This window comes from Sphingomonas sp. P3_C5, assembly GCF_056402635.1.
This window is the reverse complement of record NZ_JBFUHA010000005.1, coordinates 148,548-165,808: the sequence shown is the minus strand read 5'-3', so window position 1 is coordinate 165,808 and position 17,261 is coordinate 148,548. Positions and strand designations below refer to the sequence as shown.

The following is a 17,261-nucleotide window of genomic DNA, read 5'->3' as shown; positions in this document are numbered from 1 at the left end:
TTCCTGTTGTGCCCCACAAGCGCGGGGCGCCAGACCGGGCTCCCGCATTCGCGGGAGCATGAATATCGTCAGTTCTTGCGCGTCCGGCGGATCTCTTCGCGGACATTATGGCCGAGCGCGTCGGCGACGAGCGCGGCCTGTTCCATCTGGTGGCGTTTCATCAGGCCGGTCGCGGGCGAAGCGGCGGCGGCGCGGCCGGCATAGCGGGCACGCTGCGGCTTGATCGCGGCTTCCTTCAGGCATTCCTCGATGAAGGGCTCGACGAAGGACCAGCCGCCATTGTTCTTCGGCTCTTCCTGCGCCCAGACCACTTCTTCCAGATTCGCCATCTTCTTGAGGCGGATCGTCAGCGGCTCGCTCGGGAAAGGATAGAGCTGCTCGACGCGGACGATGGCGGTGTTCTTGTCGCCGGCAGCGTCGCGCGCCTCCATCAGATCATAAGCGACCTTGCCGGTGCACAGCACCAGCCGCTTCACTTCTGCGTCAGCGGGCGCCGAAGGATCCGAGAGGATTCGCATGAAGTGGCTCTCGCCCTGGAAATCCTGCGCCTTCGACACCGCGAGCTTGTGGCGCAGCAGCGATTTGGGCGTGAAGATGACCAGTGGCTTGCGGAACGAGCGGTGCATCTGCCGGCGCAGCAGGTGGAAATAGTTGGCCGGGGTGGTGCAGTTCGCGACCTGGATATTGTCCTGGGCGCAGAGCTGCAGGAAACGCTCGACGCGCGCCGAGCTATGCTCCGGCCCCTGCCCTTCATAGCCATGCGGCAGCAGCATCACGAGGCCGTTGGCGCGCAGCCACTTGGCCTCGCCGCTGGCGATGAACTGATCGATCATGATCTGCGCGCCGTTCATGAAATCGCCGAACTGCGCTTCCCACAGGACCAGAGTCTTGGGGTCGGCGAGTGCATAGCCATATTCGAAACCGAGCACGCCATATTCGCTCAAGGGGCTGTCGAGCACCTCGAAGCGGCCATGCTCGATCTGCGCGAGCGGCAGATATTTATGCTCATCCTTCTGGTCGATCCAGACGGCATGGCGCTGGCTGAACGTACCGCGCCCCGAATCCTGGCCCGACAGACGGACGCCATACCCTTCCGAGAGGAGCGAGCCATAAGCGAGTGCCTCGCCCGTCGCCCAATCGAAATTGGCGCCGGATTTGAACATCTCGCGCTTGGCATCGATGACGCGGGCAAGCGTCTTGTGGATGGTCAGATCGTCCGGGACGGTCGTGAGCGTGCGGCCGATCGAATCGAACAGCTTGGTCTCGATCCCGGTCTCGACATTGCGGCGTCCGCTCTCGCTATCCGCCGGCGCGTGCAGGCCCGACCAGCGCCCGGCGAACCAGTCAGCCTTGTTGGGCTTATAGGCGGCGCCAGCTTCGAACTCGCCTTCGAGCAGGGTGGTGAATTGCGTGATGTTATCGTCGATCCAGGCCCGGTCGACCACGCCCTGCTCGATCAGGCGCTTGCCATAGACTTCGCTGACCGGCGGGTGCGCGCGGATGCGATCGTACATCAGGGGCTGGGTGAAGCCGGGCTCGTCGCCTTCGTTATGGCCGAAGCGGCGGTAGCACCACATGTCGATGACGATGTCGCGGTGGAAGCGCTGGCGGAACTCGATCGCCATCTTGCAGGCGAAGGTGACTGCCTCGGGATCGTCGCCATTGACGTGGAAGATCGGCGCCTGGACACCCTTCGCCACATCCGACGGATAGGGCGAGGAGCGCGCGAATTGCGGGCTGGTCGTGAAGCCGATCTGGTTGTTGATGACGAAGTGGATGCAGCCGCCGGTATTATAGCCGCGAATCCCTGAGAAGCCGAGACACTCCCAGACGATCCCCTGCCCCGCGAACGCCGCGTCGCCATGGATCAGCACGGGCAACGCGCCCTTGTGCTCGGCGAGATCATTGTTGATCGTCTGGATCGCGCGGGTCTTGCCGAGCACGACCGGATCCTCGGCCTCGAGATGCGAAGGGTTGGCGACCAGCGACATATGGACGCTGATCCCGTCGAACTCGCGGTCAGTCGAGGTGCCGAGGTGATATTTGACGTCGCCCGAACCGGCGACATCATCGGGATTGTCGGAGCCGCCGCCGAATTCGTGGAAGATCACGCGGAACGGCTTGGCCATCACGTTCGACAGCACGTTCAGACGGCCGCGATGCGCCATGCCGAACACGATCTCGCGCACGCCGAGCTGGCCGCCATATTTGATGACCGATTCGAGCGCGGGGATCATGCTCTCGCCGCCATCGAGGCCGAAGCGCTTGGTGCCGACATATTTGCGGCCGAGGAATTTCTCCCACTGCTCCGCTTCGATCACCTTGTTGAGAATCGCCTTCTTGCCCAGGGCTGAGAACTCGATCGCCTTATCCTTGCCCTCCATCCGCTCCTGGAGGAAGCGGCGCTCCTCGACATCAGCGATGTGCATATATTCGAGGCCGACATTGCCGCAGTAATTCGCGCGCAGGATGTCGACCAGCTCGCGCACCGTCGCCCATTGCAGGCCCATCGTGCCGCCGAGATAGATCGGCCGGTCGAGATCGGCATCAGAAAAGCCGTGATATTCCGTGGTGAGATCAGCCGGCATCTCGTGCTTCGACAGGCCGAGCGGATCGAGATTGGCGGCGAGATGGCCGCGCACACGGTAAGTGCGGATCAGCAACATCGCGCGGATCGAATCGGCGGCGGCGCGGGTGATATCCTCCTGCGACGGTGTCGCGGCAACGGGCGCAGTCGTTGGCTTGCCGCCTTTCGCGGGCTTGGGCGCAGGTTCCATCTGAGTCGGATCGAGCGCCGCGGTCAGATCGTCGGTAGTCGAGGACGGCCAATTGGCCTGTTCCCAGCTTGGGCCCTGGGCGGAACCCTCGAGCCCCTCGAACCAGGAGCGCCATGACGGCTCGACGCTGTCGGGCGACACTTTGTAGCGCGCGTACAGAGTCTCGATAAAGGCGGGGCTTACCCCGCCTGCGATATCCGCGAAATCCTGGCCTTCATAGCCCATCGTCTTCGTCCTTCCTTCCCTCCCCTGCAGAGGAGGGGGCGAGGGTTACGTTACCGCTACCATTCGCCCATTTAGCGCTTCAGCGCCACCTCCTGCCCAACGGCAGAAGGTTTTTGTTAGCCCTTCAATACTGCGAGCAGCGTCGTCCCGAGTTCCGAGGGACTGTCCGCCACCCTGATCCCTGCCGCTTCCATCGCCGCGATCTTGTCCTCGGCGCCGCCCTGGCCGCCCGAGACGATCGCACCGGCATGGCCCATGCGGCGCCCCGGAGGCGCGGTGCGGCCGGCGATGAAGCCAGCCATCGGCTTCGAACGGCCGCGCTTCGCTTCGTCGCGGAGGAACTGCGCCGCTTCTTCCTCAGCCGAGCCGCCGATCTCGCCGATCATGATGATCGACTTGGTCTCGTCGTCAGCGAGGAAGAGTTCGAGCACGTCGATGAAGTTCGTGCCGTTGACCGGATCGCCGCCGATGCCGACCGCGGTCGTCTGGCCGAGGCCCGCATTCGACGTCTGGAACACGGCTTCATAGGTAAGCGTGCCCGAGCGGCTTACAACGCCGACCGAACCCTGCTTGAAGATGGAGCCGGGCATGATGCCGATCTTGCACTGGCCGGGGGTGAGGACGCCTGGGCAGTTCGGGCCGATCAGCCGCGACTTCGAGCCCGACAGAGCGCGCTTGACCTTGACCATGTCGAGCACCGGGATGCCCTCGGTGATCGTCACGATCAGCGGCACCTCGGCGTCGATCGCCTCAAGGATGGAGTCAGCGGCGAAGGGGGGCGGAACATAGATGACGGAAGCGGTAGCACCGGTCTTCGCGACGGCCTCCGCGACGGTGTCGAACACCGGCAAGCCGATATGCTCAGTGCCGCCCTTGCCGGGCGTGACACCGCCGACCATCTGCGTGCCGTACGCCAGCGCCTGCTGGGTATGGAAGGTGCCGGTTTCGCCGGTCATCCCCTGGGTGATGACCTTGGTGTTCTTGTCGACGAGGATGCTCATTCGGTTTTCTTCCTCATTGTTCCCTGGCCGACGCCGGGGCTCATCTGGGTTCGGGAATGCCGTACGCCCTTGCGGGGGTACGAAAAGGATCAGGCCAGCGAGCCGTCGATCGCCTTGCAGGCGACCAGCAATTCCTTGACCGCCTCGACCGAGACGTCGAGATTCTTCTTGGCTTCGGCGTCGAGCTTGATCTCGATGACCTTCTCGACACCGCCGGCGCCGATGATCACCGGCACGCCGACATAAAGATTGTCGACACCGTACTGGCCGGTCAGGTGAACGGCCGCCGGGAGCAGGCGCTTCTGATCGTAGAGATAGGCTTCGGCCATCGAAATCGCGCTGGTGGCGGGGGCATAATAGGCCGAGCCGGTCTTGAGCAGGGCGACGATCTCGCCGCCGCCCGAGCGGGTGCGCTGGACGATCGCGTCGATCCGCTCCTGGGTGGAAAGGCCCATTTCGATCAGGTCGGGAACCGGAATGCCCGAAACGGTCGAGTAGCTGATCACCGGCACCATGGTATCACCGTGCCCGCCGAGCACGAAGGAAGTGACGTCCTTGACCGAGACCTTGAATTCTTCCGCGAGGAAGTGGCTGAAGCGCGAGCTGTCGAGCACGCCGGCCATGCCGACCACCTTCTGGTGCGGCAGGCCGGAGAATTCGCGCAGCGCCCAGACCATCGCATCGAGCGGGTTGGTGATGCAGATGACGAACGCGTCGGGGGCGTTGGCGGCGATGCCCTCGCCGACTGCCTTCATGACCTTGAGGTTGATGCCGAGCAGATCATCGCGGCTCATGCCCGGCTTGCGGGCGATGCCGGCAGTGACGATGATGACATCCGCGCCCTTGATGTCAGCGTAATCATTAGAGCCGGTGATCGTCGCATCGAAGCCCTCAACGGGCGAACACTGGCTGAGATCGAGCGCCTTGCCCTGGGGGACGCCTTCGACCACGTCGAACAGGACGATGTCGCCCAGACCCTTCAGGGCTGCGAGATGGGCGAGCGTGCCGCCGATATTCCCAGCGCCGATCAGCGCGATCTTCTTGCGGGCCATTCATCGTCCTTTCGGAGGTGCTATCGCCGCGCGCGCGGCCAAACTGCGCGGCGGCTTAGGCGCGTTTTGACGTGGGGGCAACCGGTAAAGACTAGCAATTATGCGAGCATGATGCGAATGCTTCGCAACTGCATTTAGAGCGGCGTATCGCCTTCAATATCGACATAGCGGCGCTCGCCGGTTGCTTCATTATACCAGACCGCAACTGGGCGGCCGCTCGCATCGTCTATGAAACGCTCGGATGTCTCGCGCCAGGCGGAGCTGGCGGGCCGGGCTTGGGCGGCGCCGTAGCGCCTGCGCTCGAAGAGGATTCCGGCAAGCAGGACGGTGGCGGCGATCAGCGTTGGCCAGACCGCGGGATCGACCACTACGCCGATTGCCGCTGCCGTGAAGAACAGCATCGCCGCGACCAGGACGAATGTGCGCAGCATCATTCCGGCGCGGGATCGAGGATGACGGCGGTGCCATAGGCCACCACCTCGTTCATCGATTGCGCAAGCTCGCCCGAATCAAAGCGCATCATGACCACCGCATTAGCGCCCATCAACGCGGCGTTGGTCACGAGCCGGTCGATCGCGTGGCGGCGGGTGTCCTCGACGAGCTGCGAATATTCGCGGATTTCGCCGCCGACGATCGAGCGCAGGCCGGCCATCAAATTGCCGCCCAGGCCGCGGCTGCGGACGACGACGCCGAACACCTGGCCGAGCGTCCTGGTGACAGTGTGGCCCGGTACATTCTCTGTGGTGGTGACGAGCATCGAATCCCCCTCTGGTGACGCCCCATCCTAGCGATTCTCGCGCTCCGGTGCGAGCGTTACACGCGATCTTAAAACCTGATCGGGCATCGGAGCATGGATGGCCAGTCCCAAGCCCCGCGAGATCATCGCCCTTGATCTGTTGCGTTTCGTCAGCGCGTTGCTGGTGGTTGCCTTTCATTTCGGCTGCGCGTTCGCGCGGGCTCCGGGCTGGGCGAATGTGGAGATGCTCGGAGGATTGCCGATCTCCGATGTGGCCACGCCCTGGACCTGGTTCGGGTGGATCGGCGTCGAGCTGTTCTTCGTGATCTCGGGCTTCGTCATCGCCATGTCGGCCGAAGGCGCGAGCCGGGGTGTGTTCCTGCGCCGCCGCGCGCTGCGGTTGCTGCCCGCCGCCTGGATCTGCGCGACCGCGACATTGCTGGCGCTGATGATCGTCGCGCAAGGGCCGGGGCTGATCCGTGAGTGGCTGCGCTCGATCAGCTTCTGGCTGCAAGGGCCATGGATCGATCCGTCCTATTGGACGCTGGGGATCGAGGTGGTCTTCTATGCGGTGATCGCGGCAACGCTTGGCCGCGCCGGCCGTGCCGAGACGATCGAGCGCAGCGCGGTGCTGCTCGGAGCCATCTCCAGCGCTTTCTGGCTGTTCGCGGTGATGGCGGGATGGGCGGCGACGCCGCTGATGGACTATCGTCCGGCTCAGTTGCTGTTGCTGCCGCATGGATGCTTCTTCGCGATCGGCGTGCTGGCCTGGGCGATGCTGAACCGGGGCGTGACGGCAGGCCGGGTGCTGATGCTTGCCATCTTCTTCGCGACCGCACTGACCGAGATCGCGGGGCGCACCGTGGAACGCACCCACGCGCTGGGTATCACTGCCGGGCCGCTGGTGCCGATCCTTGCGTTCACCGTCGGGCTCGGCGTCGTGCTTGGCTCGGCGCGACTGCAGGGGCTGCTTGGCAGGCGGATCGATGCGCGGCTGGCGGCAACCCTGGGACTGATGACCTATCCGCTTTACCTGCTCCATCAGGAGGTCGGTGCGGCGATCGTCTCCGCGTTGATGCGGCAGGGGGTGCCGTTCGCGGTTGCTATCATGATTGCGCTGGCGACGGTGCTGGTTTCTGCCTGGGGGGTCGTGCGGGTGGCCGAACCGGTGCTGCGTGCCCGGCTCGCCGCGCTGATCGACGGCGCGGTGGCGATCAGTGCGCGCCGTGGCCCTGTTCGAGATACTCGTCCGAGCGCATCTCCTCCAGCCGGCTGATCGTGCGTTCGAACTCGAAGCGGCCGTCCCCTTTTTCATAGAGCTCGCCGGGCTGAGCGTCGGCCGCGGCGAGCAGCTTGACCTTATGCTCGTAGAGCGCGTCGATCAGCGATACGAAGCGCGCCGCCTCGTTGCGGTTCTCGGGGCCGAGCTTCGGGATGCCGACGATGATCACGGTGTGGAACCGCCGCGCGATCGCGAGATAGTCAGCCGCCCCCCGCGCCTCGCCGCAGAGCCGCTTGAACGAGAAGACGGCGACGCCCTTCAGGCTCTTCGGCACGTGCAGGGTGCGACCGCCGCCGAGCGGCAGGTCCTCGGCCGGAACGTTCTTGCGGTCCTCAGGCGGATAGTCGGTCAGGCGGAAAAAGGCAGCGGAGAGCTGGGCGGTCGCCTCGGGGCCGTTGGGAACGAGCCAGGTCTCTACCTGGCCGAGCCGATCGCGGCGATAATCGACCGGGCCGTTCAGCCCGAGCACGTCCATCTTAGTCTCGATGAGATCGATGAAGGGGAGGAAATGCTCGCGGTTCAGGCCGTCCTTGTAGAGATCGCGCGGCGGGCGATTCGAGGTCATCACAACCGTGACGCCCTCGCGCAGCAGCTCAGTGAACAGGCGCGACAGGATCATCGCATCGGGGCTGTTGGTGACCATGATCTCGTCAAAGGCGAGCAGCCGCACTTCGTCGGCGATCGCGGCTGCGACCGGCAGGATCGGATCGCCGACCTCTTTGACGCGCTCGACGCGGAGGCGGGCGTGAATGTCGAGCATGAATTCGAGGAAATGGGTGCGCTGCTTGCGGCGGACATCGAGGCAGGTGAAGAACAGGTCCATCAGCATCGACTTGCCGCGGCCGACCCCACCCCAGAGATAGATGCCGCGCGGCGGATCGGGCCGCCGGCCGAGCGCGCGCCACAACACGCTGCCGCGCTTCGGTACTGTTTCCAGTTCGGTAGCGAGCTGGTCGAGGCGACGCGCCGCTTCGGCCTGTTCGGGATCGGGTTTGAGTTCGCCGGCTGCGACGAGCGCTTCGTAGCGGGCAAGGACGTTGGGCAATGCCGTCAGCCCTCGGCCTGGGGAATGGTCTTGGCCGACTTGCGGATCGTGCCGGAAAAGCTTGCGACCTTCTCATCGCCCTGCACGACCAGGCCGCGCAGGAAGAGGAGGCGGCCGGTTTCCTTCAGGAGTTCGACCTGGGCCTCAAGCAGCTCGCCGATGCGCCCGCCGCCGATGAACTGGACGGAGAGGTCGAGCGTCACGGCCGATCCGGCCGTGATCAGCCCGAAGCTGCGCGAGGCGGCGAACAGGGCGACGTCGATGAAACCGAGCATCGCGCCGCCATGGACATTGTCGCGCAGGTTCGAATGGCGGCGCTCGGGCGTCATGCGGACGAGGGCGATACCGGCGTCGACCTTCACCAGCATCGGGCCGAGAAAGCTGTTGTACCGCGTCGGATCCGTGAAGCCCCAGCGCATCCAGCCGGGATGATCGGGATCTTCCTCATAGAGGAAGGTGGCTGGCCTGGCTTCCTCCGTCATTACGGCCTCAGACGACTCGCTCGGCTTCCATCTTCTTGATCTCGGCGATCGCCTTGGCGGGGTTCAGGCCCTTGGGGCAGACATTCGCGCAGTTCATGATCGTGTGGCAGCGATAGAGGCGGAATGGATCCTCGAGCTCATCGAGACGGTCGCCGGTCATTTCGTCGCGGCTGTCGGCGAGCCAGCGATAGGCCTGCAACAGGATGGCCGGGCCGAGGAACTTGTCGGAATTCCACCAATAGCTCGGGCAGGCGGTCGAGCAGCAGGCGCACAGGATGCACTCGTACAGCCCGTCGAGCTTTTCGCGGTCAGCCGGCGACTGGAGGCGCTCCTTGCCCGAGGGCGGCGGCGTGACGGTCTGCAGCCACGGCTTGATCGAGGAATATTGCGCGTAGAAATGCGTGAAATCCGGCACGAGATCCTTGATCACGTCCATATGCGGCAGCGGGCTGATCCGGATATCGCCCTTCACGTCCTCGATCGCGGTGGTGCAGGCGAGGCCGTTCTTGCCGTCGATGTTCATCGAGCAGGAACCGCAAATCCCCTCGCGACACGAGCGGCGGAAGGTGAGCGACGAATCCTGCTCCGACTTCATCTTGATCAGCGCGTCGAGCACCATCGGCCCGCAGCTGTCGAGATCGACCTCGAACGTGTCGTAATGCGGATTCTCGCCGGCATCGGGATCATAGCGGTAGATCTTGAAGTTCCGGACCCGCTTTGCGTCCGCCGCTGCCTTATGGACCTTGCCGCCCTTTTTGGGTCGGCTGTTCGGGGGCAGTCTGAATTCGGCCATGCCTGAAACTCTCCGGCGGATGCGAAATGGTGCGTCGCGGTAGCGGCTATGCCTTTCGGCGCGCGCGTGCAACCCTTTGGCGTACTCAGCGGCACCAACAATATGACGGGTTGCGGAACGCGGGGCGGAGCGGGCACCATCACCGGCGTTGCGACCGCTGGACGCGGACCGTAAGGCGAAGTCCAGAATATGGGCGAATGGGGCAAAATATGAGACTGAGCGATTGCCATAATGTCGAGGATTTCCGGACCCTCGCCCGCAAACGCCTGCCCGGGCCGGTCTATCATTATATCGACGGCGCCGCAGACGACGAGACGACCAAGGCGCGCAACACCAGCGCGTTCGACGATTGCGACCTGGTGCCGCGCGTGCTCGCCGGCGTCGAGACGATCGACATGAGCACGACCGTGATGGGCCGCAAGATCGCGATGCCCCTGTTCCTGTCGCCGACCGCCTTGCAGCGGCTGTTCCACTGGCAGGGCGAGCGCGGCGTGGGCCGGGCGGCGGAGAAGTTCGGTACCTATTTCGGCATCTCCAGTCTGGCGACAGTCGGCATCGAGGAGATCGGCCGGACGATATCGACCCCCAAGATGTTCCAGCTCTATATCCATAAGGACAAGGGTTTGAATCACGCGCTGGTCGAGCGGTGCAAGGAAGCGAAGTTCGATTGCATCGCGCTGACCGTCGATACGATCGTCTCGGGCAATCGCGAGCGCTGCCTGCGCACCGGCTTCAGCTCGCCGCCGCGGCTGACGCCCTCCTCCGCCATCAGCTTTGCGACTCACCCGCGCTGGACGCTCGACTATCTGTTCCGCGAGAAGTTCGAGCTGACCAATCTCAAGGACCATGTGTCCGAGGGGACCAATGTCGCGCTGTCGGTGGCCGACTATTTCAACAAGATGCTCGACCCGTCGATGGACTGGAAGACGGCGGAGAATGTCCGCGCGCAATGGGGCGGGGAATTCTGCCTGAAGGGGATCATGTCAGTCGAGGATGCCAGGCGCGCGGTCGATATCGGCGCGACGGCGATCATGGTGTCGAACCATGGCGGACGACAGCTGGACGGATCGCGGGCGCCGTTCGATCAGCTCGCCGAGATCGTCGATGCGGTCGGCGACAAGATCGACGTGATCTGTGACGGCGGCATAAGGCGCGGCAGCCATGTGCTGAAGGCGCTGAGCGTTGGCGCCAAGGCGTGTTCGGGCGGGCGAATGTATCTCTATGCGCTGGCGGCGGCGGGCCAGGCCGGGGTCGAGCGGGTGCTCGGGCGGCTGCATGACGAGATCGAGCGCGACATGAAGTTGATGGGGGTGAAGTCGGTTGCCGAGCTTGGCCGGGGGAATTTGAGGTGGCGCAACTAAGCCCCTCCCCTTCAGGGGAGGGGTTGGGGGTGGGGGCGTGCGTGTGCACGCTCAAAAGACTCTGCAACGCCCGTAAAAAGCAACGAACAGGGCATCGAGCCCTGTTCGTTGCTGCCCCACCCCTTGCCCCTCCCCTGAAGGGGAGGGGTTGAAGAAGCGGATGCGCGCTCACTCCGCTGTAAGCGCCTCCTCCATCTCCGGCGCAGCGCCGCCCCAGTCGATCCCCCGGGTGAGGTACATCACTGCGGCGAGGGCCAGGAAGAGCAGCACCGAGCCGGCGAGGAGCGACAGGTCCTCCAGGCTGAGCAGCAGATAGAGGATGCCGTAGAGCGACGAGAGCAGGACCGCGATGAACATACCGCGCTTCCGGCTGGCGAGCACCGCCGCCGAATAGAAGGTGAGCAGCGAGATGATCGCGCCGCCAGCGATCAGATAGGCCGGCGTGAAGCCGACGACTTCGGCAAAAGCGAGCAGCATCACGAAAAACAGCACCAGCCCCGAGCCCACCAGCGCATATTCGATCGCCGAGACCCGCACGCCGCCGATCACGTCGAACATCAGGAAGGCGAGGAAGGTGAAGCCGATGAACAGGAAACCGTATTTCACCGAGCGATTGACCTGACTGTAGATATCCACCGGCGTGACGAGGTCGACCCGCGCGACCAGAGCGCCATTGGGGCTTACGATCGCGTCCGACCGCGACGAAATATCGGCACTCTCGGCGCGCGGGGGATCCGTCTGCGGCACATCGACTGCGACGAGCGCCTTGCCGAGCGCGAGGTTACCGCCGCGCCAGGTCGCCGAGAACCCCGTATCGTTGATCACCGGCGTAGCGCTCGGCAGGATGCTGCCCTGGAAGCTTGGGCTTGTCCAGGACGAGGCCATCTTCCAGCTCGTGTCACCGGCGTTTGGAACGAAGGACAGCGATCCGGTGCCGCGCACGCCATATTCGAAGGTCACGGCGATCGACCGGGCCTTCAACTGGCTCGCATCGACAAAGGCCGAAAAGCCCGACCCGCCGGTTTCACGCACACCGTTGCCGGGCTGGAGGGCGAGGCGCTTGCCGTCCGCAACGACTGCGGGCGGGGCCCCGAACAGCCCATGCGCATCGCTGATGCCGAAGCGAAGCTGGGCGCGATCGAAGGCCAAAGTGTCGGGCGTTATCCCCGAGCGATCGAGATCGGGCGGCAGCATAAAACGCACGCTGCCGCGATTGTGCGCCTCATAGACGACCACATCATAGATCGAACGGTGGCGCACATTGGGCGTGAGATCAGTCTTCAGATCAGCCATATCGGGCGAGAGCATCATATCGTGCCACTCAGTGCTGACCTTGGTGGTGCGCTTGCCGTCTTCGCCGGTGATGGTCTCGCTGACCTGCTTCGACCAGGGGATGACGAGCACCGGCCCCGCAATCACCTGCGGCCCGCCCGACCCCTGGGCGATCGAGGTCTGCGCAGTCTCGGACTGCGCCTGGCGATCATAGACGAGCAGATAGATCGCAAAGAGCGGGATCGCGAGCAGCGCGCCGATCAAGGACGGAAGCAAAAGCTTCATCGTCGGCGAGCGTTCGGATGCAGATCGAGCGGACATAGTGAACCTCCCTGTAGGAGGCTCCGGGATAGGGAGGCGCGATCGGAGGGGCCAAAGTCGATCGCGAGGAATGATTGTGCAGATCGGGTGCAGGCGGAGAATGCTCGACCGGAGTGGCGTTACTTTCGATTCGTTCGTTCAAACTGGCGGCGGGCGCGCGGACTGCTCGGGGACACGGCGGCGATGCAAATTCCCTGTTCCGCCGCCGTTAACAGGGAATTTTTTCTTTTTTTCGATGCCGCTTCCAGTTGAATTCTCCGAAATGTTCTTATTCAACAATAACTTATATAAAACTTCATCCTTCTGTTGGGCCCCGGAACAGGGAATAACAGGGAAATAACAGGGAATTTTCAGGGAAATCGCGCGCGCAGGCGATGACGCCGGCGCAGCGAAACACGTTCAGGATCCGACGATGAGAAAGAACTTTTCGGGCTTCTGAAGCGTCCCGTGCCTATCCCATGACCGATCTCGCGCTGCGTTTGAATCGCCGCATTCGCAGAGAACCGAAGACCCGTATCTCCGGATCAGATCACGTCGAGGACCAGCCCCAGATCGCGCGCTTCTTCGGCCTCGATATACCAGTTGGCCGGCGCTTTTTCGCGCAGATCCTCGAAATCGACCCGGCTGCCCTTCACGATATCGCGAAAGCCCTCCTCCTCGATCAGGATCGAATGCTCGATCTCGTGAAGCGCCGCCTTGATCGACGCGACGCACATGCGGAGCGGCCCGTTGATATTGAGCTGCTTCGAGATGATCCGCTCATGGATCATCAGTCGCGTGTGCCGGGTTAGGAAGCGCCGGTCGACCGGGAACGCAGCCATGAAGGTCGCCCCCGCCGAATAGACAGCGACCTTGCCGAGGAACAAAATCTCGCGGCCATCATGATCCTCGAGCAGGCGGATATCGTCGGCCATGGTGCGGGCGACTTCGGGGTCACCGCCGAGCGTGGTCAGCGCGATCACGAGCGCGCCTTCCTCGGGGCAAGCGTCGAGTTGCTGGCGGAAGCTCTGGTACATGAACTGATCGACGGTTCCCGACAGGCGAATATGTGGCCTGGCGAGGAGCGGGTATCTGGCAGTATCTGGCATGGGGCGCCCAACTGCGCGCTGGCGTCGATGTTCCGGAGGTGAGCCGAAAAACCCGCTCCCCCGGATCAATCCGCCCTCAGCATTCCTCCGCGGTGTTAGCTGGGAGTGGGCCGGGTGGGACCCGTGCTTCGCTCATGTAGAAGGGGTCGGCGTCGATATGGTGGTTCGTGCCATAAGCCTTTTCCAGCACCGAATAGAGCGCTGGATCATAGGCTTTGAGATCGGCATCATTGAGGATGCGGCGGTTGTTGAAGATCACCACCCGCCCGGAGTTGAACCAGAACTGGCTGCCCACCGCCCAATATTCGTCGATCGTCGTCGAGGCATATTCACCCTTCCAGCGGCCGGCCCGACGCGCAGCGGCATAAGCGCGGCCGACCTCGGCATAGAGGTGCGGATCGACCGCGCGGATCGCCCAGAGCAGGTTGTGGGAGAATTCGTGGAGGAAGATCGTCTGGCCATAATAGCGCGAATTGCGCTGGCCGAGCAGATCCTCGACCGAGCCGCTGGTGAGCGCGCCCGACATGCCGCGCGCGCGGGCGTTCCAATAATCGCGGTCAGTCAGGCGACCGATCCGCTCGTCATAATGTTTGCGTTCGCACCGGGTGAGCCGCTTGTCGTCGCGCGCAGGCTTCTTCCAGTCCCGCTGTTCGGGAAGATCCAGCGTGCTCTCATCCTCCGCCATGATCGCGACGCGGAATTTCCAGGCGACCAGCACGCGTGCAAGGTCCGGCCGATGGGCGAGCAGCCCCTCGACGATCGCCTTCGCCCTCAGCAGTGCGCGATCCGGGACCTTGGCCGAGGACAGGACCGGGATGCCGTCCGCGTCGACATATTTGGCGTAGAACGGGTCAGCGAAGCCGGGCGGGGGCGTGGTGATGGGGCTTGCGGAACCTATCAAGAAGATGGCGAGCGCGATCGAAGGCAGGCGACGGGCCGTGTGTGGAGACAAGCCGGCAGCCGGCACCACGATCTTCAGCGTGCCAATCCGCAGCTCTTTCCGGAGAGTCCGACATCCGGAATGCGTTGCCGCATGACCCGATAACGTGTCGGAACGACGGAATCCTTTAGCGAGGCGACGCTGAAGATATTGCCGGCCGGCAAGACATTCATAATGGCGTTCGGCTCGATCTGAAAACATGGCGCCGGCGATCCATTCTTCGCCGACCAGATCGATCGGACGATCACGCCATGCGCATCTATCGCATAGAAGCGCGTAAATCTCGTATCCGTGATCCTGACCACATCGAGCCGGCCATATTTGCCGGTGACTGGCGCAAGCCGATCGGTCGCGATCACATCGGGGGCATCGACGATGCCGCAAGCCCCCTTGTAGATGTCGGGCGCCTTTTGGAGCTGCTGACTTTCGACATCAAAGGCGTAGCCAACATGCGTTCGGCAGTTAGCGATGACGCGAAACTTCGCGCTCTCATTGCGATGCCAGTCTCCCGAATGAAATTCAGCGGCCCAGCCATTATCGGCATCGCCGTCATCGGTGAGTGCAAAGACGCGGGAATAGGTCGCGTAGGTAGCGCTGGTGGTACGAGTCCGCCCCACGACGGCATCGGCGCCATCATTTGCGGCAGCGACCAATGTCAGCAGCAGCAGGCTCGCCGTTCCTGCTACTATGCGCACCTCAGTAAACCCGCTTCTTAGGTTTGATATATTCGATATCGTCCGTGAGCGTGTAATCGTGCACCGGGCGATAGCCGATATTGGTGGCGCCGCCTGTCCCAGCCCAGCCGGTGAAGGTCGCGGTGGTGTGCTTCATCCAGTTGGCATCGTCGCGCTCGGGGAAATCCTCGTTGACGTGTGCGCCGCGGCTTTCCTTGCGGTTGGCCGCCGAGTTCATCGTCACCACCGCCTGGGCGATGAGATTGTCGAGCTCGAGCGTCTCGACCAGATCGGTGTTCCAGATCAGCGAGCGGTCCTGGATGCCGATGTCGGTCATGCGGCTGTAGGTGCCGGCGATCTTGGTGACGCCTTCGTTGAGCAGCTCGTCCGAGCGGAACACAGCGCAATGCTTCTGCATGGTGCGCTGCATTTCGAGGCGAACCTCGGCGGTGGGTGAACCGCCCTTGGCGTTGCGGAAATGATCGAGCCGGCCCAGCGCCAGTTCTTCCGAGCCCTTGGGCAGCGGGTTGTGCGACGTGTTGGGCTTGAGCGTCTCCTTGAGTCGCAGGCCGGTCGCGCGGCCGAACACGACGAGATCGATCAGCGAGTTGGAGCCGAGCCGGTTGGCGCCGTGGACCGAAACGCAGGCCGCCTCGCCGACCGCGAACAGGCCGGGGACGACCGTGTCCGGATTGCCGTCCTTGAGCTGGACGACCTCGCCGTGGAAGTTGGTCGGGATGCCGCCCATATTATAATGCACGGTCGGCGTGACCGGCAGCGGTTGGCGGGTCAGATCGACGCCGGCGAAGATCTTGCCGGTTTCGGTGATGCCGGGCAGGAGTTCGTGCAGCACGTGGGGAGGGATATGGTCGAGATGGAGATAGATATGATCCTTCTCCTTGCCGACGCCCCGCCCCTCGCGGATTTCCATTGCCATCGAGCGTGACACGACGTCGCGCGAGGCGAGGTCCCTGGCGCTCGGGGCATAGCGCTCCATGAAACGCTCGCCCTCGGAGTTGGTAAGATAGCCGCCTTCGCCGCGTGCGCCCTCAGTGATGAGTACGCCAGCGCCGTAAATGCCGGTCGGGTGGAACTGGACGAATTCCATGTCCTGCAACGGGAGCCCGGCGCGGAGCACCATGCCGCCGCCGTCACCCGTGCAGGTATGCGCCGATGTCGCCGAGAAATAGGTGCGGCCATAGCCGCCGGTCGCGAGCACGACCGCATGGCTGCGGAAGCGGTGGATCGATCCGTCGTCCATGCACAGCGCGATCACGCCGCGGCACTGGCCGTTCTCCATGATGAGATCGAGCGCGAAATATTCGATGTAGAAGTCGGCGTCGTACTTCAGGCTCTGCTGATAGAGCGTGTGCAGCATGGCGTGACCGGTGCGGTCCGCGGCGGCGCAGGTGCGCTGCGCGGGTGGGCCCTCACCCATATTCTGCATCATGCCGCCGAATGGGCGCTGGTAGATCTTGCCCGCGTCGGTGCGGCTGAACGGCATGCCGGCATGTTCGAGCTCGTAGACTGCGGCCGGCGCCTCGCGCACCATATATTCGATCGCGTCCTGGTCGCCGAGCCAGTCCGAGCCCTTGACGGTATCGAACATGTGCCAGGTCCAGTGATCGGCGCCCATGTTTCCGAGGCTGGCCGCGATGCCGCCCTGTGCGGCGACGGTGTGGCTGCGGGTCGGGAAGACCTTGGTGATGCAGGCGGTCTTGAGGCCGCTCTCGGCGATGCCCATCGTCGCGCGCAGGCCGGAACCGCCGGCGCCCACGACCACGGCATCATAAGTGTGGTCGATGATCTTATAGGCATCAGCCATTATGCTGGAACTCCGGCGAGCGCGATCTTGAGGATCGAGAAGATGGCGATCGCTGCGGTCGCGATCACGAAGAAGTTGAGCAGCACCATCGTCACGACGCGGCTTTCGCCATGCTGGTAATCCTCGATGAGGACCTGCAGGCCCAGGCGGAAATGGTAGAAGACGGAGACGATCAGCAGGATCATCGGGATCGCTACCCAGGCCGAGGCCATCCAGGCATGGAGCGCGCCGAAATCATAGGCCGGCTGGCGCGCGACCGAGATGACCAGCCACAGCATCAGGAACAGGTTGGAGCCGGCCGTCAGCCGGTGGTGCCACCAGTGATGCGTGCCCTCTTTCGCCGAGCCGAGGCCGCGAACGCGACCGAGTTCAGTGCCGTTCCCCATC

Annotated in this window: 16 protein-coding genes; 2 read left to right on the top strand and 14 right to left on the bottom strand. The window is 63.7% G+C overall.

The annotated features are described in order from the left end of the window. Positions 1 to 68 precede the first annotated feature (68 nt). From AC1DVS_RS14195 to AC1DVS_RS14175, 5 genes are all read right to left on the bottom strand, one after another. The gene (locus AC1DVS_RS14195; protein WP_478024054.1) at positions 69 to 3,002 is read right to left on the bottom strand and encodes a 2-oxoglutarate dehydrogenase E1 component; all 2,934 of its coding nucleotides are present in this window, start codon (positions 3,000 to 3,002) and stop codon (positions 69 to 71) included. Between the two features lie 116 nt (positions 3,003 to 3,118). Beyond that, a complete protein-coding gene (sucD, locus tag AC1DVS_RS14190; RefSeq protein WP_478024052.1) occupies positions 3,119 to 4,003 on the bottom strand; it encodes a succinate--CoA ligase subunit alpha in 885 nt (294 codons plus the stop codon). An 89-nt stretch (positions 4,004 to 4,092) separates the two neighbouring features. Continuing rightward, positions 4,093 to 5,055 carry a malate dehydrogenase gene (mdh, locus tag AC1DVS_RS14185; RefSeq protein ID WP_478024051.1) on the bottom strand — a complete coding sequence of 321 codons (963 nt, stop codon included), beginning with the start codon at positions 5,053 to 5,055 and terminating at the stop codon, positions 4,093 to 4,095. A gap of 134 nt (positions 5,056 to 5,189) precedes the next feature. Beyond that, positions 5,190 to 5,486 (bottom strand): hypothetical protein, encoded by a 297-nt coding sequence (locus AC1DVS_RS14180; RefSeq protein ID WP_478024049.1) that lies wholly within the window; start codon positions 5,484 to 5,486, stop codon positions 5,190 to 5,192. Then, positions 5,486 to 5,812 (bottom strand): YbjQ family protein, encoded by a 327-nt coding sequence (locus tag AC1DVS_RS14175; RefSeq protein ID WP_478024047.1) that lies wholly within the window; start codon positions 5,810 to 5,812, stop codon positions 5,486 to 5,488. Before AC1DVS_RS14175 ends, AC1DVS_RS14180 begins: the two co-directional genes overlap by 1 nt. 97 nt (positions 5,813 to 5,909) lie before the next feature. On the opposite strand from AC1DVS_RS14175, the gene AC1DVS_RS14170 reads away from it, so the two are divergent. Next, on the top strand, positions 5,910 to 7,067 hold the full coding sequence (locus tag AC1DVS_RS14170) for an acyltransferase family protein (RefSeq protein ID WP_478024045.1): 1,158 nt from the start codon (positions 5,910 to 5,912) through the stop codon (positions 7,065 to 7,067). On the opposite strand, the gene zapE is transcribed toward AC1DVS_RS14170, so the two are convergent. The 3 genes from zapE to AC1DVS_RS14155 are packed head-to-tail and all read right to left on the bottom strand — an operon-like array spanning position 7,006 to position 9,393. Beyond that, positions 7,006 to 8,118, bottom strand: a complete 1,113-nt coding sequence (gene zapE, locus AC1DVS_RS14165) for a cell division protein ZapE (protein ID WP_478024043.1) — start codon at positions 8,116 to 8,118, stop codon at positions 7,006 to 7,008. The two genes, AC1DVS_RS14170 and zapE, sit on opposite strands and share 62 nt — an antisense overlap. A 5-nt stretch (positions 8,119 to 8,123) precedes the next feature. Next, positions 8,124 to 8,600, bottom strand: a complete 477-nt coding sequence (locus AC1DVS_RS14160; RefSeq protein ID WP_478024042.1) for a PaaI family thioesterase — start codon at positions 8,598 to 8,600, stop codon at positions 8,124 to 8,126. A 7-nt stretch (positions 8,601 to 8,607) separates the two neighbouring features. Further along, positions 8,608 to 9,393: a succinate dehydrogenase iron-sulfur subunit gene (locus AC1DVS_RS14155; protein WP_478024040.1), complete on the bottom strand. Its 786-nt coding sequence runs from the start codon at positions 9,391 to 9,393 to the stop codon at positions 8,608 to 8,610. A gap of 209 nt (positions 9,394 to 9,602) precedes the next feature. On the opposite strand from AC1DVS_RS14155, the gene AC1DVS_RS14150 reads away from it, so the two are divergent. Continuing rightward, positions 9,603 to 10,754, top strand: coding sequence for an alpha-hydroxy acid oxidase (locus AC1DVS_RS14150; RefSeq protein ID WP_478024039.1), 1,152 nt, complete (start codon positions 9,603 to 9,605; stop codon positions 10,752 to 10,754). Positions 10,755 to 10,922: 168 nt separating this feature from the next. Here the strand turns inward: AC1DVS_RS14150 and creD are convergent, their stop codons facing one another. The 6 genes from creD to sdhD form a co-directional block, all read right to left on the bottom strand. After that, the gene (gene creD / locus AC1DVS_RS14145) at positions 10,923 to 12,311 is read right to left on the bottom strand and encodes a cell envelope integrity protein CreD (RefSeq protein ID WP_478024037.1); all 1,389 of its coding nucleotides are present in this window, start codon (positions 12,309 to 12,311) and stop codon (positions 10,923 to 10,925) included. A 560-nt stretch (positions 12,312 to 12,871) separates the two neighbouring features. Then, positions 12,872 to 13,435 (bottom strand): ATP-dependent Clp protease proteolytic subunit, encoded by a 564-nt coding sequence (locus tag AC1DVS_RS14140; RefSeq protein WP_478024035.1) that lies wholly within the window; start codon positions 13,433 to 13,435, stop codon positions 12,872 to 12,874. A gap of 76 nt (positions 13,436 to 13,511) precedes the next feature. Next, complete coding sequence (locus AC1DVS_RS14135; protein ID WP_478024034.1) at positions 13,512 to 14,387, bottom strand: glycoside hydrolase; 876 nt, start codon at positions 14,385 to 14,387, stop codon at positions 13,512 to 13,514. A gap of 23 nt (positions 14,388 to 14,410) precedes the next feature. Next, a complete protein-coding gene (locus AC1DVS_RS14130; RefSeq protein ID WP_478024032.1) occupies positions 14,411 to 15,070 on the bottom strand; it encodes a hypothetical protein in 660 nt (219 codons plus the stop codon). A gap of 1 nt (position 15,071) precedes the next feature. Continuing rightward, entirely contained in the window at positions 15,072 to 16,874 is a 1,803-nt protein-coding gene (gene sdhA / locus AC1DVS_RS14125; protein WP_478024030.1) for a succinate dehydrogenase flavoprotein subunit, read from the bottom strand. Further along, entirely contained in the window at positions 16,874 to 17,260 is a 387-nt protein-coding gene (gene sdhD / locus AC1DVS_RS14120) for a succinate dehydrogenase, hydrophobic membrane anchor protein (protein WP_478024029.1), read from the bottom strand. The genes sdhA and sdhD overlap by 1 nt, the downstream gene beginning before the upstream one ends. Position 17,261 lies beyond the last annotated feature (1 nt).

What these genes read in the sequence shown, in the direction of transcription:
- sucD (WP_478024052.1), bottom strand. Translation starts at nt 4,003, where the DNA reads ATGAGCATCCTCGTCGACAAGAACACCAAGGTCATCACCCAGGGGATG.
- creD (WP_478024037.1), bottom strand. Translation starts at nt 12,311, where the DNA reads ATGAAGCTTTTGCTTCCGTCCTTGATCGGCGCGCTGCTCGCGATCCCG.
- mdh (WP_478024051.1), bottom strand. Translation starts at nt 5,055, where the DNA reads ATGGCCCGCAAGAAGATCGCGCTGATCGGCGCTGGGAATATCGGCGGC.
- AC1DVS_RS14160 (WP_478024042.1), bottom strand. Translation starts at nt 8,600, where the DNA reads ATGACGGAGGAAGCCAGGCCAGCCACCTTCCTCTATGAGGAAGATCCC.
- sdhD (WP_478024029.1), bottom strand. Translation starts at nt 17,260, where the DNA reads ATGGGGAACGGCACTGAACTCGGTCGCGTTCGCGGCCTCGGCTCGGCG.
- AC1DVS_RS14150 (WP_478024039.1), top strand. Translation starts at nt 9,603, where the DNA reads ATGAGACTGAGCGATTGCCATAATGTCGAGGATTTCCGGACCCTCGCC.
- AC1DVS_RS14155 (WP_478024040.1), bottom strand. Translation starts at nt 9,393, where the DNA reads ATGGCCGAATTCAGACTGCCCCCGAACAGCCGACCCAAAAAGGGCGGC.
- AC1DVS_RS14195 (WP_478024054.1), bottom strand. Translation starts at nt 3,002, where the DNA reads ATGGGCTATGAAGGCCAGGATTTCGCGGATATCGCAGGCGGGGTAAGC.
- AC1DVS_RS14175 (WP_478024047.1), bottom strand. Translation starts at nt 5,812, where the DNA reads ATGCTCGTCACCACCACAGAGAATGTACCGGGCCACACTGTCACCAGG.
- AC1DVS_RS14140 (WP_478024035.1), bottom strand. Translation starts at nt 13,435, where the DNA reads ATGCCAGATACTGCCAGATACCCGCTCCTCGCCAGGCCACATATTCGC.
- AC1DVS_RS14180 (WP_478024049.1), bottom strand. Translation starts at nt 5,486, where the DNA reads ATGCTGCGCACATTCGTCCTGGTCGCGGCGATGCTGTTCTTCACGGCA.
- AC1DVS_RS14170 (WP_478024045.1), top strand. Translation starts at nt 5,910, where the DNA reads ATGGCCAGTCCCAAGCCCCGCGAGATCATCGCCCTTGATCTGTTGCGT.
- sdhA (WP_478024030.1), bottom strand. Translation starts at nt 16,874, where the DNA reads ATGGCTGATGCCTATAAGATCATCGACCACACTTATGATGCCGTGGTC.